11 protein-coding genes are annotated in these 23,872 nt (G+C 65.9%); 10 read left to right on the forward strand and 1 reads right to left on the reverse strand.

The window, feature by feature from the left end:
- From gspL to GV818_RS03945, 8 genes are all read left to right on the forward strand, one after another.
- Positions 1-485 (forward strand): type II secretion system protein GspL (gene gspL, locus GV818_RS03910; RefSeq protein ID WP_256679405.1); only part of this gene is annotated, 485 nt, incomplete at its 5' end.
- Entirely contained in the window at positions 478-1,044 is a 567-nt protein-coding gene (gene gspM / locus GV818_RS03915) for a type II secretion system protein GspM (RefSeq protein ID WP_161775827.1), read from the forward strand. The genes gspL and gspM, both read left to right, overlap by 8 nt.
- Positions 1,041-3,443, forward strand: a complete 2,403-nt coding sequence (gene gspD, locus GV818_RS03920; protein WP_161755226.1) for a type II secretion system secretin GspD — start codon at positions 1,041-1,043, stop codon at positions 3,441-3,443. Before gspM ends, gspD begins: the two co-directional genes overlap by 4 nt.
- Positions 3,440-4,858: a type II secretion system ATPase GspE gene (gspE, locus tag GV818_RS03925; RefSeq protein ID WP_161775828.1), complete on the forward strand. Its 1,419-nt coding sequence runs from the start codon at positions 3,440-3,442 to the stop codon at positions 4,856-4,858. The genes gspD and gspE overlap by 4 nt, the downstream gene beginning before the upstream one ends.
- Positions 4,858-6,069, forward strand: a complete 1,212-nt coding sequence (gene gspF, locus GV818_RS03930) for a type II secretion system inner membrane protein GspF (RefSeq protein ID WP_161775829.1) — start codon at positions 4,858-4,860, stop codon at positions 6,067-6,069. Before gspE ends, gspF begins: the two co-directional genes overlap by 1 nt.
- Positions 6,070-6,596: 527 nt before the next feature.
- Complete coding sequence (locus tag GV818_RS03935; protein ID WP_161755220.1) at positions 6,597-7,760, forward strand: substrate-binding domain-containing protein; 1,164 nt, start codon at positions 6,597-6,599, stop codon at positions 7,758-7,760.
- A 159-nt stretch (positions 7,761-7,919) separates the two neighbouring features.
- Positions 7,920-9,098: a substrate-binding domain-containing protein gene (locus GV818_RS03940; RefSeq protein WP_161755218.1), complete on the forward strand. Its 1,179-nt coding sequence runs from the start codon at positions 7,920-7,922 to the stop codon at positions 9,096-9,098.
- A gap of 193 nt (positions 9,099-9,291) precedes the next feature.
- Entirely contained in the window at positions 9,292-21,663 is a 12,372-nt protein-coding gene (locus tag GV818_RS03945) for a filamentous haemagglutinin family protein (protein WP_161775830.1), read from the forward strand.
- 71 nt (positions 21,664-21,734) lie between these two features.
- Here GV818_RS03945 and GV818_RS03950 read toward each other — a convergent pair whose 3' ends face one another.
- Positions 21,735-22,664 carry an alpha/beta hydrolase family protein gene (locus GV818_RS03950; protein WP_161775831.1) on the reverse strand — a complete coding sequence of 310 codons (930 nt, stop codon included), beginning with the start codon at positions 22,662-22,664 and terminating at the stop codon, positions 21,735-21,737.
- Between the two features lie 167 nt (positions 22,665-22,831).
- Between GV818_RS03950 and GV818_RS03955 the strand changes: the two genes are divergently transcribed.
- Both GV818_RS03955 and GV818_RS03960 read left to right on the forward strand, forming a co-directional pair.
- Positions 22,832-23,404 carry a TetR/AcrR family transcriptional regulator gene (locus GV818_RS03955; RefSeq protein WP_161755209.1) on the forward strand — a complete coding sequence of 191 codons (573 nt, stop codon included), beginning with the start codon at positions 22,832-22,834 and terminating at the stop codon, positions 23,402-23,404.
- An 8-nt stretch (positions 23,405-23,412) separates the two neighbouring features.
- On the forward strand, positions 23,413-23,832 hold the full coding sequence (locus tag GV818_RS03960) for a hypothetical protein (RefSeq protein ID WP_161755207.1): 420 nt from the start codon (positions 23,413-23,415) through the stop codon (positions 23,830-23,832).
- Positions 23,833-23,872: the final 40 nt, after the last annotated feature.

The raw sequence follows: 23,872 nt of genomic DNA on the forward strand, positions 1-23,872 counted from the left end.
GGGGGCGGGCGCTGGGGTGTTGCGCCCTGGCGGTGGCGGTCTGGGTACTCGGCCTGAACCTGTATGCGGCCCGTGAGGCCGAGCAGGGCCAACGGCTCAAGGCGCAGATGAGCCAGCGGGTCAAGCAGGTGTTTCCCGAGTTGCCGGTGGTGCTCAATCCCCTGCAACAGGCCCGCCAGCAACTGGCGGCGCGCCAGGCCGGTGCGGCAGCGGACCCGAGCCAGGGTTTTGCCAGCCTGCTGGCACAGGCCGGCACGGCCATGCCGTTCATGGTGGGCAGTGTGCAAAGCCTGACGTTTGCCCAGGAGCGCTTGCAGCTGGAACTGCTGGCGGACACCCCAAACAGCGCCGACAGCGGCTGGCAGGGCACCTTGACCCAGGCCGGCTACAGCGTCCTGCGCGAGGGCAATGGCTGGGTTCTCGGCCCGGCCGCCGGGCAGCCTGCCAACACCGTCGATAACGCCTCGGGAGACGACAATGAATAAGGCCATGCTGGCGCAGTATCAGGCGCGCTGGTCGCGCCTGCGAGGCCAAGCCCAGGGCCATTGGAACGGCCTGGCACTGCGGGAAAAACGCCTGTTGGGCGCCACCACGCTGGGGCTGTTGGGGCTATTGCTATGGCTGCTGCTGATCCAGCCGCCGCTGAAGAAAATCGATTACTGGCAAGCCGAGACCCCGAAGCTGCGTGCCCAGGCCGAAGCCCTGGAAGTGCTGCTGCACGAGGTGCCGGCGGGCAGCCGCAACAGCCAGGGCCAGAGCCTTGAGCAATCCCTGCGCGAAGCCCTGGACGGCGCCGGGCTGAAAGACCATTACCAGTTGCAACAGCCTGATGAAGCCGGCCCCGAGAGCTGGCGGTTGACCTTTGAGCAGGCCCCGGCGGATGCCGTGGTCGGCTGGCTGCTGGGGATGCCCCGGCAGTTTTCACTGCAGGTGGTGGAGGCTCGTCTGCAACGCGCAGGCCCGGCCGCCGCCCAAGACTCGGCAGGCACACTGTCCGGGACCGTTCGCATGGATCAGGCGCAGGGCGCTAAGGAAGCTTCATGAAGTGGTCAGGTTGCAATTACGTGCGCCAGTGTCGCAAGGCCGCACCTTTTCTGCTGCTGGCATTGGGGGCCTGCAGCAACACCCAGTCCACCACCCCCGCACCGTTGCAGGTGGACAGTGAGCTGGGCCAGCCCCTGGCCGACACTCGACGCAGCGGCGATGTCCTGGTGGACCGCCAGCGCCTGCAGGCGCAGCAGGCCCAGCGGCCGAAAGTCGTGCATCCGCTGACCAACAGCAGGCGCACTCACAGCACGCCAGGCAGTACCAGCGTGGCGCGCAATCCCCTGGGGGATCAGCCGGTGCAGTTGAACTTCGTCGACAGCGATATCCAGGCGGTGGTGCGCGCCTTGTCCCGCTCCACCGGCCAGCAATTTCTGGTGGACCCGCGGGTCAAGGGCAACCTGACCCTGGTCAGCGAAGGCCCGGTGCCGGCCCACCAGGCCTACGACATGTTGCTGGCGGCCCTGCGCATGCAAGGTTTCAGCGTAGTGGACGTGGGTGGCGTGGCCCAAGTGGTGCCCGAGGCCGATGCCAAACTGTTGGGCGGGCCGGTCTATAGCGCGAGCAAGCCGGCGGGCAACGGCATGCTGACCCGGACCTTCCGCCTGCAATATGAAAACGCGGTGAACCTGATTCCGGTGTTGCGCCCGATTGTCTCGCCGAACAATCCGATCAACGCCTACCCGGGCAACAACAGCATCGTGGTCACCGACTACGCCGAAAACCTGCAGCGGGTGGCACAGATCATCGACGGCATCGACACCCCAAGCGCCATCGACACCGATGTGGTGGCGGTGCAGAACGGCATCGCCGTGGACATCGCGACCATGGTCGCCGAGCTGCTGGACACCCAGGGCGCCGACCCGACCCAGAAAATCAGCGTGATCGGCGACCCGCGCTCCAACTCCATCATCATCCGTGCCGGCAGCCCGGAGCGGACCGAGTTGGCACGCAACCTGATCTACAAACTGGACAATGCCCAGAGCAACCCCAGCAACCTGCACGTGGTCTACCTGCGCAACGCCCAAGCCGGCAAACTGGCCCAGGCCTTGCGCGGGCTGCTCACCGGTGAAAGCGACAGCGCCAGCAGCGACGGCGCCCGGGCCATGCTCAGCGGCATGGGTGGCGGTACCCAGAATGGCCAGAGCAGCACCCAGAACAGCAGCGGTACGCCCACCGGCAGTGGCGCCCTCAACAGCAGCAGTAGCGGTGGCGGTGCCTATGGCCAGGGTGGCAGTGCCAGCAGCGGGGCCAACGCCAATGCCCAGCAGAACGATCAGAGCAACGCATTCAGCGCCGGTGGCGTGACCATCCAGGCCGATGCCACCACCAACACCTTGCTGATTTCCGCACCGGACCCGCTGTACCGCAATTTGCGCGAAGTCATCGACCAGCTTGATCAGCGCCGGGCCCAAGTGGTGATCGAAAGCCTGATCGTCGAGGTGAGCGAGGACGATGCCAGCGAGTTTGGCGTGCAATGGCAGGCGGGCAACCTTGCTGGCCGCGGTGGCTTTGGCGGAGTCAATTTCGGCGGCAGCGGGCTGGTGGGCACGCCGACCAGCAAGACCAGCATCGATGTGCTGCCCAAGGGCCTCAACGTTGGCCTGGTCAACGGCAGCGTGGACATCCCGGGGATTGGCAAGGTGCTGGACCTCAAGGTCCTGGCCCGGGCGTTGAAGAGCAAGGGCGGGAGCAACGTACTGTCGACGCCGAACCTTTTGACCCTGGACAACGAGGCGGCGAGCATCTTTGTCGGCCAGACCATTCCCTTTGTCACTGGCAGCTATGTAACCGGTGGCGGTGGCACCAGCAACAACCCGTTCCAGACCGTGCAGCGCGAGGAAGTGGGCTTGAAACTGAACGTACGGCCGCAGATTTCCGAGGGCGGCACGGTCAAGCTGGACATTTACCAGGAGGTCAGCAGTGTCGACCTTCGGGCCTCGGTGGATGCGGGGACGGTGACCAACAAGCGGGCGATCGATACCAGCATTCTGCTGGATGACGGGCAGATCATGGTGCTTGGCGGGTTGCTGCAGGATGGTTACAGCCAGAGCAATGATGCGGTGCCATGGTTGTCGAGCATTCCCGGAATCGGCGCGTTGTTTCGCAATGAGAAGCGCAGCGTGAGCAAGACCAATCTGATGGTGTTCCTGCGGCCTTACATCATTCGCGACAGCGGGGCAGGTCGCAGCATTACCTTGAATCGCTATGACTTTATGCGCCGGGCCCAGGGTGGGTTGCAGCCGGAGCACAGTTGGGCCATGCCGGACATGCAGGCGCCGCAGTTGCCTTCGGCGGCGAAGGGGGTGCCTGAGGCGCAGCCGGTGTCGTTGCAGGTTGTGCCGCAGGGTGGCGGGCAGGCGCCGCGGGCGACGATTCGGGCGGTACCGGTGCAATGAGCCAGCTCCCCTACGCCTGGGCCAAATCCCAACGCATCCTCCTGCGCCACGGCGAAGAAGGCGCAGTGTTACTGGTCTGCCCCTCAACCCCCGGCTGGTCCATCAGTGAAGCCCGCCGCCAGTTCGGCCCGGCCCGCCTGGAGCGCATCCGCGACGATCAACTCGACGGCCTGCTGGCCAGCGCCTATGCCGACACCGGCAGTGCCGCCGCAGTAGTCGGCGCCGCCGAAAACGAAGTCGACCTGGACCGCCTGATGCAAGACATGCCGGAAATCACCGACCTGCTGGACACCCAGGACGGCGCCCCGGTAATCCGCATGATCAACGCCTTGCTCACCCAGGCCGCGCGGGACGAGGCCAGCGACATCCACATCGAACCCTATGAAACCCATTCAGTGGTGCGCTACCGGGTCGATGGCACCCTGCGTGACGTGGTTTCGCCGCGCAAGGCGTTGCACGCGGCCCTGGTGTCGCGGATCAAGATCATGGCGCAGTTGGACATCGCCGAAAAACGCCTGCCCCAGGACGGCCGCATCGCCTTGCGGGTGGCCGGGCGGCCCATCGACATTCGCGTGTCCACGGTGCCCACCGGCCACGGCGAACGGGTGGTGATGCGGCTCCTGGACAAACAGGCCGGGCGCCTGCAACTGGAAACCCTGGGCATGGATCCGGAGCTGCTGGCCCGCCTCGACACCTTGATCCGTCAACCCCACGGCATCGTCCTGGTCACCGGACCCACCGGCAGCGGCAAGACCACCAGCCTCTACGCGGCCCTGGCGCGGCTGGACGCCAGCACCAGCAATATCCTCACCGTCGAGGACCCGGTGGAATACGACCTGCCAGGCATCAGCCAGATTCAGGTCAACGCCAAGATCGACATGACGTTTGCCTTGGCCTTGCGGGCGATCCTGCGCCAGGACCCGGACATCATCATGATCGGCGAGATCCGCGACCTGGAAACTGCGCAGATCGCGGTGCAGGCCTCGCTCACCGGGCACCTGGTACTGGCGACCCTGCACACCAATGACGCGGTGTCGGCGGTCAACCGCTTGATCGACATGGGGGTCGAGCCGTTCCTGCTGGCTTCGTCGATGCTTGGGGTGCTGGCCCAGCGCCTGGTGCGGCGCCTGTGCAACCAGTGCAAGGAGCAGGACCCGGCCAGCCCCGGCACTTGGCGCCCGGTGGGCTGCCCGGCCTGCAATCACATTGGCTACAGCGGGCGCACCGGGATTCATGAGTTGTTCTGTATCGATGACGCTATCCGCAGCCTGATCCACCAAGGGGCCGACGAGCAGGCCTTGAGGGCCGCCGCGCGCCAGGCCGGGATGTTCAGCATGCGCGAGGACGGTGAGCGTTGGGTGCGCAGCGGTGCCACCGCGCCGGAAGAAATCCTTCGTGTGACACGGGATGCCTGATGAATCGCTATCGCTACGAAGCCGCCGACAGCCTCGGCAAGATCGAATCCGGGCACCTGGAGGCGGACAGCCAGGGAGCCGCGTTCGCGACCCTGCGCAGTCGCGGCCTGACGGCCTTGCAGGTGCAGCTTGAGAGCAATAATGGCGCCGGCGCAGCAGGGGGGCTGTTCAGTCCCAAGCTCTCGGACAATGACCTGGCCTGGGCCACCCGCCAGTTGGCGAGCCTGCTGGGAGCCAGCCTGCCACTGGAGGCGGCGCTGAGCGCCACGGTGGAGCAGGCCGAGCGCAAGCACATCGCCCAGACCCTGAGCGCGGTGCGCGCCGATGTGCGCAGCGGCATGCGCCTGGCGGAAGCCCTGGCGGCCCGGCCGCGGGATTTTCCGGAAATCTATCGGGCGCTGATCGCCGCTGGCGAGGAGTCCGGCGACCTGGCCCAGGTCATGGAGCGCCTGGCGGACTACATCGAAGAGCGCAACGGCCTGCGCGGCAAGATCCTCACCGCCTTCATCTACCCGGGGGTGGTGGGGCTGGTGTCCATTGGCATCGTGATCTTTCTCTTGAGCTACGTGGTCCCCCAGGTGGTCAGCGCCTTTTCCCAGGCGCGCCAGGATCTGCCGGGGCTAACCCTGGCGATGCTCAATGCCAGTGATTTCATTCGCGCCTGGGGCGGCCTGTGCTTTGCCGCGATGGTGGGCGGGTTCTGGGGCTGGCGGGTGTATTTGCGCAACCCCCAGGCGCGCTTGAACTGGCACAGCCGGATTTTGCGCCTGCCATTGATCGGGCGTTTCGTCCTCGGGCTCAATACCGCGCGCTTTGCCTCGACCCTGGCGATCCTCGGCAGTGCCGGGGTGCCGCTGCTGCGGGCCCTGGAGGCGGCGCGCCAGACCCTGTCCAACGACCGCCTGAGCCAGAGCGTCAGCGAGGCCACGGCCAAGGTCCGCGAGGGCGCCAACCTGGCGGCGGCGCTGCGGGTGGAGAAAGTCTTTCCGCCGGTATTGATCCACCTGATTGCCAGCGGCGAAAAGACCGGGACCCTGCCGCCGATGCTCGAACGGGCGGCGCAGACCCTGTCCCGGGATATCGAGCGTCGGGCCATGGGCATGACCGCCTTGCTGGAGCCGCTGATGATCGTGGTCATGGGCGGCGTGGTGCTGGTGATCGTCCTGGCGGTGCTGCTGCCGATCATCGAGATCAACCAGCTGGTGACCTGAGCCGTCCAACCCAACTCGACCTGATTCAATCCGATCCGTAGGCGCTGGCTTGCCAGCGAATGCGTCGGCGCCGGCGATGCAGGCCTCGCGGGCCCCTTCGCCGGCAAGCCGGCTCCTACGAGAGTGAAGCTGTGGTTCGAAGGGCAGGGCAGCGATAAAACTTCACCCCGCGAGCGTCACTCCCGACCCGGCAATCGGCCAAGCTCGGGTTCCTCGTTCTGTCATGTTCCAACGCCGTCTGCAGCACCCTCGGTGCTTGCCGGGCGATGCCGGTTCCAGCCCCGGAAACCTGGCTGTCACCTTCGCGGAACAGGCCGGTAAATCCGCGACGAACACCCGAGAATCTTTTGCAAAAACAGTGGGTTTCTCCCGAGGTTTTTTCCTTTATCTGTCACCGGAAGCTGCGAACTTCTCTCCCCATGGCCTCACCCATCAAGCCGTCTGGATCAAGGCTTCTGGCCCGAGTGCCATGGCGTCATGCAAGAGCTATTCACCCAACGTACGAACACGACGAAAGGAGATTCTTCATGTTTAAGCGCAACGTTCTCGCGGCATCCCTGACCCTGGCAGCCCTGTGCTCGGCACAAGCTGCCATGGCTGATATCAACGGCGGTGGCGCCACCCTGCCACAACCGCTGTACCAGACCGCTGGCGTGCTGACCGCCGGCTTCGCTCCCTACATCGGCGTAGGCAGCGGCAACGGCAAGGCTGCCTTCCTGAACAACGACTACACCAAGTTCGTGGCCGGCACCACCGGCAAGAACGTGCACTGGGCCGGCAGCGATTCCAAGCTCACCGCCTTAGAGCTCAAGGGTTATGAAGACAATCACCAAACCGCCTGGGGCAAGCTGATCCAGGTGCCTTCGGTGGCGACTTCGGTGGCCATTCCATTCAACAAGGCTGGTAGCACTGCAGTTGACCTGAGCGTCAACGAGCTGTGTGGCGTGTTCTCGGGTCGCGTGTCGAAGTGGGAGCAGATCCCGACTTCAGGCCGTACTGGCACCATCACCGTGGTTTACCGTAGCGAAAGCAGCGGCACCACCGAGCTGTTCACCCGTTTCCTCAACGCCAAGTGCGCTGAAACCGGCACCTTCGGCGTGACCACCTCCTTCGCTTCCAGCTACACCGGCGGCCTGCCTGCCGGTGCTGTGGCCGCGACCGGCAGCCAGGGCGTGATGACCGCTCTGAACGCCGCTGACAGCCGCATCACCTACATGAGCCCGGACTACGCCGCGCCAACTCTGGCCGGTCTGGACGACGCCACCAAGGTTGCCCGCATCGCCGGTGTCTCGCCTGCTCCAGACAACGTTTCCGCTGCCATCGGCGGTGTCGCGATTCCAGCCCTGACTGACCGTGGCAACCCGGACAAATGGGTACCTGTATTCGGCAAGGCCGGCGCTGCTGGCACCGTGCCTTATCCAGACAGCGGCTATCCGATCCTGGGCTTCACCAACCTGATCTTCAGCCAGTGCTACGCCGACGCCAACCAGACCAGCCAAGTGCGTGATTTCTTCGCTCGTCACTACGGCCAGAGCACTTCGCCGAACAACGACGAGGCCATCCAGGCCAACCGCTTCGTGCCGCTGCCAGCGTCCTGGAAAGGCGTTGTTCGCAACACCTTCCTGACCGCCAGCAACGCTCTGAGCATCGGCAACAGCAACGTCTGCAACAACATCGGTCGTCCGCTGTAACTGCGAACCCCACCGAGAGGCAACACCCGATCAGCAACGGTTTCGGCCGTTGCTGATTTTTTTTGCTCGGCGCTGCTGATCAGTCCGAGCCTTGGCCCGTCTCTGTGCACAGGTCGCCGGGTCGATTTGAGCACAGCCTGATCCGACAGGAGTCTTGTCATGTTCAAAACGCATTGGTTAGTCACGTCACTGATGGGCAGCGCCTTGTGCGCGCAGTTGGCCCTGGCAGATATCAACGGCGGCGGCTCGACGCTGCCCCAGCCGTACTACCAGACCTCAGGGGTGCTGACAGCGGGCTTTGCGCCCTACATCGGCTCTGACCTGGGCGACAAGGAAGCCTTTCTGAACAACGATTACAACCGCCTGATTCCGGGCGCTCCCAGCAATAACGTGCATTGGGTGGGCACTGAATCGAAGTTGAGGAGCATCGAGCTCGACGGCTACGCCAACGCTCACGGGCAGGCCTGGGGCCCGTTGATCCAGGTGCCCGCCGCAGCGACTTCGGTGGCGATCCGCTTCAACAAGCCGGGCGGGGGCAACCTGAACCTGAGCATCAATGAGGTGTGCGGGATTTTCTCGGGCAGGCTGGACCAATGGCAGTACCTGACGAACAGCGGAGGTCGTAGCGGCCCCCTGACGGTGGTCTATCCGCAAGGACCCAGTGGCACCACCGAACTGTTTACGCGCTTTCTCAACGCCAAGTGCTCTGAACCTGGCGGGCCTTTTTCGGTCACCCGGTTCTTCGTCTCCGCCTATCCGGCTTCGGTGCCACTCACGGCCAAGAGTGCTCAGGGCAGCCCACAGATCATGGAACTGCTGAACGCGACCCCGGGAAGCGTGACCTTTATTGGTCCGAGCCATGCGGCCAGCAGCCTTGCCGGGCTGGAAGATGGCAGCAAGGTGGCGCGGGTAGAGGGGATGGCCCCGACACCGGCGAACATCGCTAACGCCATCAGCACCATCAACCCGCCGACGGGGAATCCATCGACCAACCCGTACCGCGACCCCGCCAGGTGGGTGCCGGTGTTCGCCGCTTCGTTCGATTCCAATGACCCCACGGTGGTGCCATTTCCCAACGTCGGCTATCCGATCCTGGGCTTCACCACGGTGATTTTCAGCCAGTGCTACGCCGATGCGGCGCAAACCGCTCAGGTGCGGGCGTTCTTTGCCCGTCAGTACGGTCTGCTGGCCAATAACGATGCGGCGCTCATGAACAACAACCTGCAGCCCTTGCCGGCCATCTGGAAGACGGCCGTGCGCAACGCCTTCGTGACGGCCACCAGCCCGCGCAGCATCGGCAACCCCAACGTCTGCAACGCTATCGGCCGAGCCTTTTAACCGCCCTTTGCCGCCTGCCCCTGTCTGCCCCGTGGCGGGCAGGGGCAACACCCTGCACCCGGAAGATGAATTTTCCGTGACATCCGTTCGGTCGCGCCCCGCGCCAACGGCCTATCCCCTATAGCAGTGACGCGCGCCCTGGGCCCTACAAGCGTCGCGCTCCCGTGGGCGTCATAACAAAGGATGAGTAGTAATGGTTCGCTGCAAACCACCGGTCAAATCCCCAGCCCTACGCCATGACGGCGAGCTGCCGAGCCTGCGGCTCAAGCCCCTGGCCCATGCCATCGCCTTGCTGATGATGGCCGGCAGTGCCCATGGCGCCACGGCCTTCAGTTCCGCCTGGTTTGCCGACAAGGGCGCGTCCCAGGCCGCCACCGCTGCGCGCACCAATGGCCAGGTGCCGGGCATGCCGCCGCCGCTGTCCCAGCGGACCCGGGCCAACCAGCAGATGCAGCGTTCCCTGGGCAACCTCAACGCCAGTGTCGCGGCGATTGCCGCCCAGCAAGCGGCCCAGGCTGCTGCACGCCAGGCGGCACTGGCCTCGGGCTCGAGCATTCCCGATGGCCTTGGCAAAGGCGGGTTGCAGGTCGACACCAGTCTGAGCCAGGGCTGGAGCAACGCCAAAGGGCCGGTGCAGAGCCAATCCGGTGGCAAGACCACGGTGACCATCGAACAGACCGCCGATAAAGCCATCCTCAATTGGGAAACCTTCAACGTCGGGCGCAATACGACGGTGGACTTCCAGCAGCAGTCCACCTGGGCGCTTTTGAACAAGGTCAACGACCCCAATGGCCGGCCCAGTGAGATCCAGGGCCAGATCAAGGGCGCGGGCACGGTGATGATCATGAACCGCAACGGGGTGATCTTCAGCGGCAGCAGCCAAGTCAACGTGCGCAACCTGGTGGCGGCGGCAGCCACTATCACCGACGATCAGTTCACCCAGCGCGGGCTGTATGTCGACGCCAATGGCACTCTGCCGACCTTCAGCGATGCCCTGGGCAAGGTCGAGGTACAGCGCGGGGCGCTGATCCAGACCCACGCCCCGGCCAGTTCCACCGAGTCTGGCGGCTATGCCTTGCTGCTGGGCTCGGAAGTGGAGAACGCCGGCACCATCGTCACCGCCAAGGGCCAGACCACCCTGGCCGCCGGCGACAGTTTCTACATCCGCCGCGGGGTCGGCACCAGCGGCAACCCGCATTCCACCACCCGCGGCAATGAAGTCGCCACCTCGCTGAAGGCCGGCAGCAGCGCCGGCCAGGTCAGCAACAGCGGCCTGATCATGGCCGCCACCGGCGACATCACCCTGACCGGGCACCAGGTGGCGCAGAACGGCGTGGCCCTGGCCAGCACCTCGGTGGACACCCGCGGCACCATCCATCTGCTCAACTCCGCCAGCGACCGCACCGGCAGCGTGACCCTGGGGCAGGGCAGCACCACCGCGATCCTGCTGGACAGCAGTGGCAGCAGCGCCCTGGACAGCCAGCGCAACAATGGCCTGATCAACCTCGACGGCACCCCGACCAACCTGATCAGCGGCCAGTTCAACAACTTGAGCAGCGTGGCCGATCGTACCGACCAATCGCGGGTGGAGATCGTCAGCGGCGGCACCGTGGACTTCCAGAACGGCTCGATCACCCTGGCCACCGGTGGCCAGGTGGCGGTCAGCGCCGGGCAGCGCAGCCTGGTGCGCGATGGCGCGGTGATCGATGTCGCCGGCGCCGTCGGGGTCAAGGTGGCGATGGAGTCCAACAACATCAAGATCAACGTCCAGGGCAACGAGCAGCGCGACTCGGCGGGCAACCGCGACAGCGGCCAGTTGATCAATAACGACGTCTGGGTCGACCTGCGCGAGCTGGTGTTCGTCCCGGCGGGCACTAATGGCTACGCCACCGATCGCTGGTACACCGCCGGCGGCTTGCTGGAAGTCGGTGGTTACCTGGGCACCCAGGGCCACAACGTCGGCGAGTGGATGGCCCAGGGCGGCACCCTGACGTTCACCGGCAAGGACGTGGTGACCCAGTCCGGCGCCCAGTTGAACCTTTCCGGCGGCACGGTGGACGTGCAAGGCGGCTATATCCAGCAGAGCTGGCTGCGCGGCGTCGACGGACGCTTGTATGAATTGTCCCGGGCTCCGGGCGATTTGCTCTACACCGGGATCTACAAGGGGTATGTCGACAACAGCCCGCGCTGGGGTCGCACCGATTACTACTACAACCCGCTGATCGCCCAGCAGCGTCGCTATGAGGCCGGCTATACCGTCGGCCGCGACGCCGGCAAACTGGTGATCGGCACCAGCAATGCGGTGCTTGAAGGCCAGTTGATCAGCGAAGTGTTCAAGAGCGATCGCCAGACCCAGGCCCCCAACGTCAATCTCGATGGCTACCAGCAGTCCTACAAGGCCGCGGCCCAGCGCGCGCAGCTGATCATTGGCAACTACACGCCGATCTTCAATAAAACCACTGGCACCCTGCGCTATGCCTTGAGCCCGACGGTGGACCAGGTGCTGATTGAGGGCAATCAGCAGAAGATCGCTGACGGCCTGGACCTGAATACGGCCTTGCCGGCCAATCGCCAGGGCCAACTGGTGCTCGACAGCGACCTGCTCAATGGCATGCAGCTGGGGGCGATCAAGGTTGGCGCCAAGCAGCAGATCCAGGTCAACAGCGCGCTGCAGGTGGCCGACGGTGGCGACATCACCCTGTTCGGGCCGCAGGTCAGGATCAACGCCAACCTCACCGCTCACGGTGGCAGCATCAACGCCGGCAACGTGCTCAATCAGGTGGACTTGAACCGCAACTTTGTGGTCGGCGACGTGATCCTGGCCCCCACTGGCGCGGTTCAGCCGCGGGTCGATCTGGCCAGCGGGGTCAAGCTTGACGCCAGCGGGCGCTGGAGCAACCTGGCGCTCAACCCCGTCGAAAACTCCACGGTGGCCTTCCACAACGGTGGCAAGGTATCGCTGCGCAGTACTGGTGAGCTGAACCTGGCCAGTGGCTCCCTGGTGGACACCGCGTCCGGGGCGAGCATCGGCTATGACGGCAAGACCACCGGCGGCAAGGGCGGTGATGTAACCCTGGCGGCCGATGGCAAGCTCGACCTGAATGGCCAACTGCGTGGCTATGGGCTTAACGGTGGCGGCACCCTGGCTCTGCAGGCGCACAAGGTGCTGATTGGCGCCAAGGATACCGCGCCCGAGGACGGCACCCTGCAACTGGCCGGGGACTTCTTCAACAAGGGCTTCTCGGCTTATGACATCACCGGCAACGAGGGCCTGAGCGTCGCTGACGGCGCCCAGGTGGACGTCAATATGCCGGTCTACCGCTTCGGCTCCCAGGCCAGCAGCAGTGTCAGCGGCAGCGATCCGTCCAGTGTGCTGGAGCGCTGGCTGCCGGAGCTGTACCAGCAGGACCCGGTCAAGAGCGTGCTGAGCCAACGCCGTGGCGCCGGGCTGAGCCTGACCGCAGGCAACCAGTATTCCACCGTCGCCCAGTTGGCCACCACGGCGTTGACCGTGGGCCAGGGCGCGGTGATCAATGTCGACCCGGGGCAGGGCATCAACCTGCGCAGCGTCGGCCAGTTGACCATGAACGGCACCCTCAATGCCTGGGGCGGCAGTGTCAGCCTTGGCGGCTTGACCGTGGCCAGTTCCGAGGCGGCCAATGCCGCCGGTCACGGCCGTTCGATCTGGATCGGCGAGCAAGCGCTGATCGATGTGGCGGGCCGTGCCGTGACCGCGGTGGACAACCGTGGCCGCCGCTATGGCCAGGTGCGCAATGGCGGCAAGATCGCCATCGGCGGCGAGATCGACCTGGCCACTGGCATCGCCAAGGCCAGCGACCTGTTCGTGGTGGTACGCGACGGCGCGCGCCTGGATGCCTCCGGCACCCAGGCCGCCCTGGACCTCCCCGGCCAGAGCCGGGTGCAGGTGGCCAGCAATGGCGGCAGCATCAGTTTTGCCTCCAACAACGGCCTGTACCTGGATGGCAGCTTCGTCGCCCGGGCCGGTGGTGCGGGTGCGGCGGGGGGCAGCTTGTCCCTGGCCCTGGAAAGCCCGTACTACATCAAGAACGCGGTCAACGACCGGGTGCTCAAGGCCCGGGAACTGCTGCTCAGCCAGGTCCACCAGGGCAGCGTCTTGCCGGGCAGCGCCGATGCCGCAGCCGCCAGCCTGGAATACGGCCACGCTCGTTTGGGGGTGGATCAGGTCACGGCCGGCGGTTTCGACAATCTGGCCCTGCTGAGCAATGGGCTGTTGAGTTTTGACGGCGATGTGTCGCTGAACATGGGCCAGAGCCTGCGCCTGTACAGCGGGGCGCTGAACCTGAGCGATAGCGCCGCGGCCAATTCCCGGGTCAACCTGTCGGCGCCGTACCTGCTGCTGGCGGGCATCCTGGCGCCGCTGGAGGCCAAGGACCAGTACCTGCGCCCGGTGGCCACCGGCACGCCGTCGCAACGGGCTACCCAGGCGCAGTTCAATGCCAGCGGCAATCTGATCGATGTGCGTGGCAATGTGGTGTTCGGCAGCAAGGGCAACCTGATCCAGGCCGACAACAGCCTGGTTGGCGTCGAGCGTCGGGGTTTCGATGATGTGCAACTGACCAGCCAGGGGGACTTGCGTTTCCTTGCCGGTGCCGGCGCGGACGTCATCGCCACGGGCATCAGCACCCAGTTGCTGACCCAGGGCGACATGACCCTGCGGGCGGCGCAGCTGTACCCGGCCACCGAGGTCGGGGCCCGGGTGCTGGCCGGCTACCTGAACGAAGTCTCCGGCGTCAGCGTCAACTTCGATCCCTCGCGGACCCTGACCATCGGCCGCACCGGCAACGACCAGGCGGCGGTGCCCTATTCGGCTTTCGGGCGCCTGCAACTGGGCGCTGCAACCATCCGCCAGGGCGGGGTGGTGCGCGCGCCGCTGGGCCTGATCGAGATCGGCAACATGGGCTCGAGCAAGGTCGAGCTGCTGCCCGGCAGCCTGACCTCGGTCAGCGGCAAGGGCCTGGTACTGCCCTACGGCGGCACCGTCGACGGGCAGATCTACAAGTACAACGGCAAGACCGTGAGCTTCCTCGGCCAGGGTTCCCTGGTGAATGAAAACAGCGACCTGCACGTCGGGGTGATCCTCGGTGGCCGCTCGGTGAAGGTACTGCCCGACGCCACCGTGGACCTGTCCGGGGGTGGCGAGCTGCTGGGGGCCGGGTTCGTCTCCGGGCGCGGCGGTTCCACCGATGCGCGCTACAGCCCGCTGGTGCAGATCGGCGCCAACGGCAGCTTTATCCTCCCGGGCCTGGGCAGCAACCCGATCTACGCCATCGTTCCCGGGGTGCAGCCGGGCTATGCCCCGGTAGCGCCGGAGGGCGGCGCGGTGGACCCGCTGATTGGCCAGCAGATCAGCATCGGCGCCGGGGTGCCGGGGCTGGCGGCGGGCACCTACACCCTGATGCCGTCCACCTATGCGCTGATGCCGGGGGCCTTCCGGGTGGAGATCAACGGCCTGGCCGGGCTCGGTACCGAAGGCGCGACCCAGCAACTGCGCAATGGCTCCTGGTCCACCGCCGGGCGTCTGTCGATCGCCCATACCGGGATCAGCAACAGCGTGGCCAGCCAGTTGATCCTGACCTCGGCCGATACCCTGCGGCGCTATTCGCAGTACAACGAAACCGGCTACGCCCAGTTCGCCCTGGCCGATGCGGCCAAGCTCGGGGTGCCACGGCCGATGCTGCCGGTGGACGCCAAGACCCTGAAGCTGGCGTTGCTGCCGGGCGCTGGCACGGAGGCGTTTTCCTTCCAGGGCATCGGTCGCTTCGATGCCGCGGCCGGTGGCTACGGCGGCACCGTGGCGGTGCTGAACATGGGCAACGGCGACATCGAGGTGGTGGCGGCCGGCAAGTCGGCCACCAGCGGTTACGCCGGAGTCACCCTGGAGGCGGACAGCCTCAATGCCCTGGGCGCCGCGCGCTTGATGCTCGGCGGCATGACCCTGATCAAATATGGCCAGCCCGGCAATTTCATCACCCTGGCCGAGGGCCTGAATGCCGCCAAGGGCTCGATCACCCTGCGTGAAGGCGCGACCCTGGCCGCCCCCGAGGTGTTCCTGGTGAGCAATACCGGGGCCATCGTCCTGGAGCAGGGCGCCTCGATCAACAGCATCGGCCGCGGCAAGGCCAGCTACGACGCGCGTGACGGTTTCACCTACCAGATGGCCAACGTGCTGGCGGTGTCCAATGGCCTGCTGAATGTGATCAACAAGGGCCAGACCGCCGGCACCAGTGGCGGCATCCAGCTGGGCAGTTGCGCCAGCCCACCCTGCGGCGGGCAGACTGCGCTGTACTCCGAGGGCAGCATCGTCGCCTTGACCGACGGCAGCTTCGAGCTGGGGGATCAGGTGAGCTACGGCACCCGGCATCTGAACCTGGGCTTGAACACGATCAATGTCGGCAGCCCCGAGGCCCTGGCGGCTGCGGCGGCGGCAAACCGTCTGCCCAGCGGCATGACCCTGACCCAGCAAGTGCTCGACCGCCTGCTGCGAGGCGACACCCGCTTCGGCGCGCCGGCCCTGGAAACCCTGCAGCTTTCGGCTCGCGATGCGTTCAACTTCTACGGCAGCACCACCCTGGACACCTACGACCCGCTGACCGGCAAGTCGCTGCTGAGCAACCTGATGCTCTCGACCCCGGCGATCTACGGCGCCGGTGATGCCAGTGACGTGGCCCGCATCCACACGGCCAACCTGATCTGGCAGGGCGCCCAGAGCCCCGCCGGAGCGGTGGTGGCCGGTGGCGCCGGGACCGGCAGCGGGCGCCTGGAGATCAATGCCGAACGCATCGAGTTCGGTTATGGCGCCTTTGCCCAGCCCAGTACCACCAAGGCGTTCGAGCGCCTGGCCCTGGGTTTTGCCAACGTCGACCTGAAGGCCAGCCAGCGTATTACCGCCAACCACAAGGGCAGCCTTGCGGTGTACCAGGCTCAAGGCGCCTACGACCCGCTCAAGGGCTTTGCCTACAGCGGCGGCAACCTGAATATCCTCACCCCGCTGATGACCGGCGAGGCCGGTTCGGTGAACCGCATCACGGCCGGTGGCGCCATCGATATCAGCGCCTCGGCGGGGCCCCGCGGCACCGCCAATGGCCAGGGCGCGGAACTGTCGCTGCAGGGCGACAGCATTCGTCTGGCCAGCGCCGTGGTGCTGCCCAGCGGCAAGGTGACCCTGGGGGCCCGGGGTGATGTCAGCCTGACCGACGGCTCGCTGATCGACGTGGCGGGCCGGGCTATTGCCTTCAACGATCTGACCCGCTACGGCGCCGGTGGCGACGTGCTGCTGGAAAGCCGCGCCGGCAATGTACTGCAGGCGGCTGGCGCGACCATCGATCTCTCGGCCAGCAACAACCAGGCCGGCAAGCTGCGGGCAGTGGCCGTCAATGATGCTGCCGGGCAGGTGGACCTGGCCGGCAAGATCCTCGGCAGCAGCAGCGGCTCTTACGATGCCGGTGGCACCTGGGTGCCTTACCTGGGCGGCGCGGTGGAAATCCAGGCCCAGCGCCTGGGCGGCAGCGGCACCCTGGACGAACAGTTCGCCGCGCTCAACCAGCGCCTGAACCAGGGCCAGGTCTTTGGCGCACGCAGCTTCCAGCTCAAGCAGGGCGACCTGAGCATCGGCAACGGGGTCAAGGCCAGCAGCGTCAACGTCTCGGTGGACCACGGCAGCCTGCGGGTCAATGGCCTGATCGACGCCAGTGGCGAGCGGGTCGGCAGCATCAACCTGGCGGCCAGGAACGGCCTGACCCTGGACACCGGGGCGGTGCTCGATGCCCATGGCAGCCAGCTGCGGGTGGACAGCTACGGCAAGATCATCGACTCGCCCAACCGTGCCACTGTGGTGCTCGGCTCCGGCCTGGGCCGGCTGACCCTGGCCGATGGCGCGCGCATCGACCTGCGCCATGGCACCGACGTGGCCGTGGGCAGCGCCGCGGGGCAGAACGACGGTCGCAGCCGCGGCACCCTGGAGCTGAACGCGCCGCGGCTGTTCAAGCCGGACGGTAGCAGCAACGACATCGACATTGATGCCCGTGGCCGGCTGGATATCCAGGGCGCGCGTTCGATCGCGGTCAACGGCATGGTCAGTTATGACGACGCGCCGCAGAAGAACGACGCCGTCAGCGGTCGTCCTTACCAGGAAATCACCCAGGACTATCTGAAAAAGAAGCATGACTTGAGCACGGCGTTCATCAACGCCGCCCTGCGGAACAACGACCTGCTGCAGAACAAGCTCGCCGGCCTGAACAACCCGACCTATGCTGATGCCTTCCACCTGCGGCCCGGGGTGGAAATCGTCAGCAAAACCGCGGATGGCGATCTGGTGGTGCAGGGCGATCTGGATTTGTCCGGTTATCGCTACACCAGTCTCAATCCCCACACCCGCAAGGACGACAACGTCTACGGTTCTGGCGAGGTGGGCAGCCTGACCCTGCGCGCCGGTGGCGACCTGAATATCTACGGCAGCATCAACGACGGCTTTGCGCCACCGCCGCCGACCGATGATGACAACGGTTGGGTGCTGTTGGCCGGTATCGACTACACCGGCGGCGTCCAGGTGGTGCCGGGCAGCGGCGTGACCCTGGCCGATGGCAGCCGCTTCCCGGCCGGCTCGATCCTCAATTTCGATCTGCCGATCAAGGCCCAGACCTTGCCGGCTGGCACCCGCCTGCCGGTGGCGGCGACCCTCAGTCAGCCACTGGTGTTGCCTGCGGGTAGCGTGCTGGCGGCAGCGGTGCGCGACGCTTCGGGCAATGTGCTGTTCGCCGCGGGGACGCTGTTGAGCCAGAGCCAGACCCTGGCTGTCGGCAGCACCCTGGATGCCGGTCACCTGCTGGGCAGCGACGCCAGTGTCGCGCCTCTGACCTGGCCCAAGGGCGTGCCACTGCCCGGACGCCTGGGCAGCAGAGAGATGGTCACCCTCAGGGGCAGCAAGCCGTTGCTGCGTGGCGCGCTGTTGCCGGCGGGTACCGACGTCAAGTTGCCGGGGGGCGCGACCTCGGTACAGCTGCGGGCCCAGGAATCCGGCCGCCAGGGCAAGAACTGGGCGCTGGCGCCGATGCTCGCCGAAGGTTCCCAGTCCTGGTCGATACGCCTGGTGGCGGGGGCCGACACCCAGGCGGCCGACAGCCGCCTGCTGCAGCCCGCGCCGTTGAGCGGCCACTTGCGTCTGGCCGACAGCCACTACGGGATGTTCGGCGAGGGCGCACTGGTCTGGACCGAGGAGGGCTCCCTGGGATGGTTCGGTGACGACAGCCGGACGGGCCAGCCGATCGATTTCAACGAAGCCTATGCCGGAATCTGTGAGGACTATCTCGGGTACTGCGCCTCGGGAGGCGATGAGTACACCCTGTTGGCAGGGGGCAGCACTCGCTTCAGCGTGATCCGTACCGGCGCGGCAGACCTCGACCTGCTGGCCGCAGGCAACCTGAACATGGAGTCGCTGTTTGGCGTCTACACCGCCGGCAGTTCCTCCACCGGCACTGCGGCCAACGATCCTTACAACCGCCCGCGGGCCCTGGGTAGCAATGACAAGGTGCTGGGCAACGCCGCCGGGGGCAACGAGAAACGGGTCAATGGCGGTACCGACAGCCTGTACCGTGCCTGGTACCCGGACGGTGGCGGCAACCTGCTGTTGAAGGTGGGGGGCAACCTGACCGGCAACATCACCAGCCTGGCGCAGAGCAAACAGGGGCGCCCGGTGGTGGGCGACCTGGGGCAGGATTCGACCAACGTCGGCAACTGGTTGTGGCGCCAGGGCAACGGTTTGAGCGGCAACCAGGCGCTAGCCACCGCCTGGTGGATCAACTTCGGTTCCTACGCCCCCAACATGAACCAGGGGGCTGCCGACCAGCTAGTGGGGTTCACTGGCTTCGGCACCCTGGGCGGCGGCAACCTGAATGTCGAGGTCGGCGGGGATGGCGGGATCCTCCGGCCGCTGGCGGCAGACTCCACAGCGCAAAACATCAGCCCCCGCAGCCAGGGGCTGGTGCTGGCGGTGGGCAGCACCGGGCGGGTCGCGGCCGATGGCAGCCTGCAACTGACCGGCGGCGGCGACCTCAACCTGCGGGTTGGTGGGGTGCTCAACCCGGGTAGCCAGGTCACCCAGGGCCATCTCAATGGCGTCCTGGTGGATGTGCGCGGGCATGCGCAGCTGAGCGGTGGTGCCCTGGGCAGCCTGACCCTGCGCTATGGCAACCAGCGGGTGGATCAGAGCCCGAGCGAGGTCCGCGCCTATGATCCGCTACGCGCCACTTCGGCCCTGGCGGCCGGGGGCTTGAGCCTGTTGCCGGGGGACGCCACCTTCAGCCTGGCCACCCGCGGCGACCTGGTGCTGCAGGATGTGGCCGACCCGGGGCGTGCCCCGCAGATGAATGCCCAGGCGTTCAAAAGCGGCGCGGTCAACGGGGTCGGACAGAGCTGGTTCAGCCTGTGGAGCGAACGCACGGCGGTGGACCTGTTCTCCGCCGGGGGCAACCTCACACCACTGACCCAGACCATGGAAACCGATATGGCGGCGGTCTATCCCGCGACACTGCGTGCCGTCGCCGCCAGCGGCAGCCTGTATTACGGTCGAGCGTCGGTCATGGACGTGGGCAACCTGGGGCCGCTCCGGGCCCTGGTGCTGGCGCCCTCGAACCAGGGGCAGTTGCAACTGCTGGCGGGGGATTCGATCTATGGCGGTGACCTGAGCATCAGCCGTTCCAGCGCGGCGCCAGACAGCCTGGCGACGATCTGGAATCCGGCGTTCGTGGGCTTCCTCAACGGTGCCCAGGTACTGGGTAGTGGCAACCTGTCCAGCGATGGCAACCGGGCCAAGATTGGGGTTTCGCCGTTGTTTGCCTTCGGCCCCGACAGCGCCAGCCTGCTGTGGAGCAATACCCAGGATCCGGCACGCTTCTACGCATTGAGCGGGGACCTGCTGGGGGTCAACAGTGGGCGCAGGTTGACCATCACCACCTCGGATGATCCGCGTTATGGCCAGACCTACCATGCCGGCGCAGGGCCGGTGTGGATGCTGGCCGGGCGCGATATCGTCAGCAGCGGCACGCCTCTGGGCGGTGCCACGGGCGGCGAGAAGGAGTTCGGCGGCTACAGCTTTGCCGGCAACTTGTTCGTGCACAACAACCCCAACGATATCTCCGTTGTCAGCGCCGGCCGCGACATCCTCTACAGCAGCTTCAACGTCGCCGGCCCCGGCACCCTGGAGCTGACGGCGGGGCGCAGCATCCTCATGGAGGACCGGGTCAGCGTCACCAGCATCGGCGCCGTGGCACCGGGGGACAGCCGCCCCGGGGCGAACATCGTGATGCAGGCCGGGTTCGGCGCCCACGGCCCGGACTACCGGCGCTTCGTCGCGGCTTACCTCAATCCGCTCAACCTCGCCCAGCCTGGCGAGACCCTGTCAGGCAGCAAGGTGGCGAAGATCTACGACAACGAACTGCTGGCCTGGCTGGCTGAGCGCTTCGGTTTTGTCGGTGACAGCACCCAGGCCCAGGCTTACTACATGGCCTTGCCGGCCGAGCAGCAGCGAGTGTTTGCGCGCAATGTGTATTTTGCCGAGCTCAAGGCCGCCGGCCGTGAGTACAACGAGGAGGGAGGCGTGCGCCAGAGCAGCTATGCCCGGGGCCGTGCGGCGATCGCCGGGCTGTTCCCGAGCACCGATGTGGCCGGCAACCCGATCACCTACAAGGGTGACATCACCCTGTTCGGGGGCGCCGGGGTGCACACCGATTTCGGTGGCAATATCCAGATGCTGACCCCCGGCGGCAACCAGACCTTCGGCATTGAAGGCACGGCGCCACCGGCAACGGCGGGGATCATCACCCAGGGTTCCGGCGACATCCAGTTGTTCTCCCTGGGCAGCATCCTGCTGGGCCAGAGCCGGATCATGACTACGTTCGGCGGTTCGATCATGGGCTGGTCGGCCCAGGGCGACATCAACGCCGGTCGCGGTTCCAAGACCACCGTGGTCTACACCCCGCCCAAGCGGGTCTACGACAACTGGGGCAACGTCAGCCTGTCGCCGTCGGTGCCGAGCACCGGGGCCGGGATCGCCACCCTCAACCCGATCCCCGAAGTGCCGGCCGGGGACATCGACCTGATCGCGCCTCTGGGCACCATCGATGCCGGTGAGGCGGGCATCCGGGTTTCGGGCAACATCAACATCGCCGCTTTGCGGGTGGTCAACGCGGCGAACATCCAGACCCAGGGCAAGTCCTCCGGGGTGCCGATCAGCGCGGCGATCAATACCGGCGCCATGACCTCGGCCAGTGCCGCGGGCTCGGCGGCGTCCCAGGCGGCGGAAGACGCGGCACGCAACCAGCAGGCCGCGGCCAAGCAGGGCCGGGCGTCGATCGTCACCGTAGAAGTGCTGGGCTTTGGCAGCGAGCCGGTGCAGCGCAACCGTGAGGAAGCCAGCCGTGCCCCGGGCTACAACCCGGACAGCCCGGTGCAGGTGCTGGGCGCTGGGCCCTTGAGCGAGCAGGCGCGGGCGCGCCTGACCGATGAGGAGCGCGGGCAACTGACGCTATAGGTTCTCTCGTGGTTGCAAGGCTTGGGGGGCGATCACTGATCGCCCCCTTTTTTTATTCTTGCGTGGCGATCTCAGGAGCAGGCGGGAGCCGTGGCATCCGCGCGGGCCTCGGAGGGGAGGGTGCGGTGGCCCTGCAGCCAGTCGAGGATTTCATCCCAGAGCGGCATCGAGTCGTCGCGAAAGTAGCCCATGTGGCCGATAGGCCTGGCCCCGGCCCGTGGTTGCAGGTCGAGGTGGATTTGCGGTGCGTTGCGGTAGTGCTTGACGAAGGCGTCGCGGGAACGGGGCGGAGCCCACAGGTCGTCCACGGCGCTGGCAAACACGCAGGGCGTGCGGACGCTGGCGTAAAGCGCTGGCAGATGAGGCATCGCGGGGTCGTCGAAGAAGTAGTTCGGGTAGGTGCACCAGTGCTTCCAGTCCCGGTAGACCCCCAGCGGCAGATCAACGCCCATGCCCAGCAGGCTCCAGGCCATGTAGCCTTTCCAGGCAACGATCGGCGGCATGATCAGGTTCCAGAACAGGCGCACCTTGAGGGCTTCGGTCCTCGGCATCCAGCCGCTCCACCCGGCACCGGTGCCCAGGTTGTAGCAGGCGGTGAGTGCCTGATGGTTGGGCAGCAGGCCAATGGCGTGGCCGCCAAAAGAGTGACCGACCCAATACAGCGGCAGCGCCTCCTGGCTTAGCAGGTCGACGGCCGCTGCCAGGTCAAGGTGGGCCCAGTCCAGGTAGGCCATGGCAAACCCCTTGAGGCTGTCTGGCTTGGACTGGGCAATCCCGCGGTAGTCCAGGGTCAGGACATTGAAGCCCTGGCGCGCCGCGTGCTCGGCGAAGCGTCGGTAGAAGCGCTGTGGTACGCCGGTGGCGCTGGCCACCAGCAGGTTGCCCTTGACCTGGCCTGCGGCGAGGTAGCGCAGGGCAGCCAGGCGGTAGCCGTCACGGGCAACGAGGACCAGGCTTTCGCAAGGGATCGACGGGGGCGGAGTGCCGGTTGTGGTTTTCAATGGTTGTGCTCCTCAATGGCCGCTCTGGAAAGCCGCTGCAATGCCCGGAAGTTACTGACCAAGTGTTTGCTTTGAGTAAACTAAACAAACATTCGGTAACCGTCAAATTGAGGCGGGCTGGCTTATGGCCTAGAATCACTGGCCGTGATCGACAGCAGGAACCCCCCGTGCGACCGCCCAAAATCTCTCGTGATGAATTGCTCCAGCGATGTGCCACTGCCTTCAGGCGCCTGGGGTATCACGGCACCACCATGGACACCCTGGCCAGCGCCTGTGGCTTGACCAAGGCGTCTTTCTATCATCACTACCCGAACAAGGAATCGTTGCTCCGGGATGTACTGGAGTGGACCCATCAGGCCATCAGCCAGACCTTGTTCGCCGTGGCGTTCGACGCAACGCTGAGCCCGGCGCAGCGCCTGGAAAAGATGGGGCGCAAGGCCCTGCGCCTGTTTCAGGGGGAGGCCACGGGCTGCCTGATGGGCGTGATCGCGGTCGACGCAACCTATGGCAAGGCCGAACTCATGGTGCCCATTCGCAACTTTCTCGATGAGTGGGCGAGGACTCTCGCGCACCTGTACCAGAGCCGTTTCGACCCGGCCCAGGCCCTGGCCATGGGACGTCAAGCGGTGGCGGATTACGAAGGCGCGATCCTGCTCGCGCGTATTTATGCTGACCCGGGCTATATCGAGCAGGTCACGCAACGGGCCCTGAAGGCCCTGGATCAGGAGTTGGAGCAATAAGGATCGATATGGATATTCAACGCTTGCTGAAAAAGCGTCAGCTTAATGTCCAGCAACAGAATGCCCTCAGCGCCCATGCGCTTGAGTGCACGGCCCGGGCCTGGCGGGATGAAGGGGTTCCCATGGCGTTACGCCGTTACGCCGAGGCCCAGGGGGTGGACTGGGCGGCAACCGTGGTCCTCGCGCTGGATATCGACTTTCCCGGGATGTGCAGTCTGTTTGGCCGGTTGCTGACTCAGGACGAGCGCTTCATCGATTTTGAAATGGATACCGATGCTGCACACCAGCAGGTTGAAACGGTGGAGTGTTGGCAGGACGTCACCAGCAGCCTCAACCACTCGACGCGCAACCGCGGTACGGGCCGGGGTTTTGCGGCGATTGCCCGGCAAGTCCGGCGCGAGCTGCTTGGACTGGCCGATGACAACTGATCGACGGCTGGAGGGTCTCCAGGCCAATAAGGAGTATCTG

The sequence above is a fragment of the Pseudomonas sp. Fl4BN1 genome (assembly GCF_009908285.1).
Taxonomy (GTDB): domain Bacteria; phylum Pseudomonadota; class Gammaproteobacteria; order Pseudomonadales; family Pseudomonadaceae; genus Aquipseudomonas.

Bases quoted from the DNA above. Each gene is read 5' to 3' on its own strand.
- gspE (WP_161775828.1), top strand. From the start codon at position 3,440: ATGAGCCAGCTCCCCTACGCCTGGGCCAAATCCCAACGCATCCTCCTG.
- GV818_RS03940 (WP_161755218.1), top strand. From the start codon at position 7,920: ATGTTCAAAACGCATTGGTTAGTCACGTCACTGATGGGCAGCGCCTTG.
- GV818_RS03935 (WP_161755220.1), top strand. From the start codon at position 6,597: ATGTTTAAGCGCAACGTTCTCGCGGCATCCCTGACCCTGGCAGCCCTG.
- GV818_RS03945 (WP_161775830.1), top strand. From the start codon at position 9,292: ATGGTTCGCTGCAAACCACCGGTCAAATCCCCAGCCCTACGCCATGAC.
- GV818_RS03960 (WP_161755207.1), top strand. From the start codon at position 23,413: ATGGATATTCAACGCTTGCTGAAAAAGCGTCAGCTTAATGTCCAGCAA.
- gspF (WP_161775829.1), top strand. From the start codon at position 4,858: ATGAATCGCTATCGCTACGAAGCCGCCGACAGCCTCGGCAAGATCGAA.
- gspD (WP_161755226.1), top strand. From the start codon at position 1,041: ATGAAGTGGTCAGGTTGCAATTACGTGCGCCAGTGTCGCAAGGCCGCA.
- gspM (WP_161775827.1), top strand. From the start codon at position 478: ATGAATAAGGCCATGCTGGCGCAGTATCAGGCGCGCTGGTCGCGCCTG.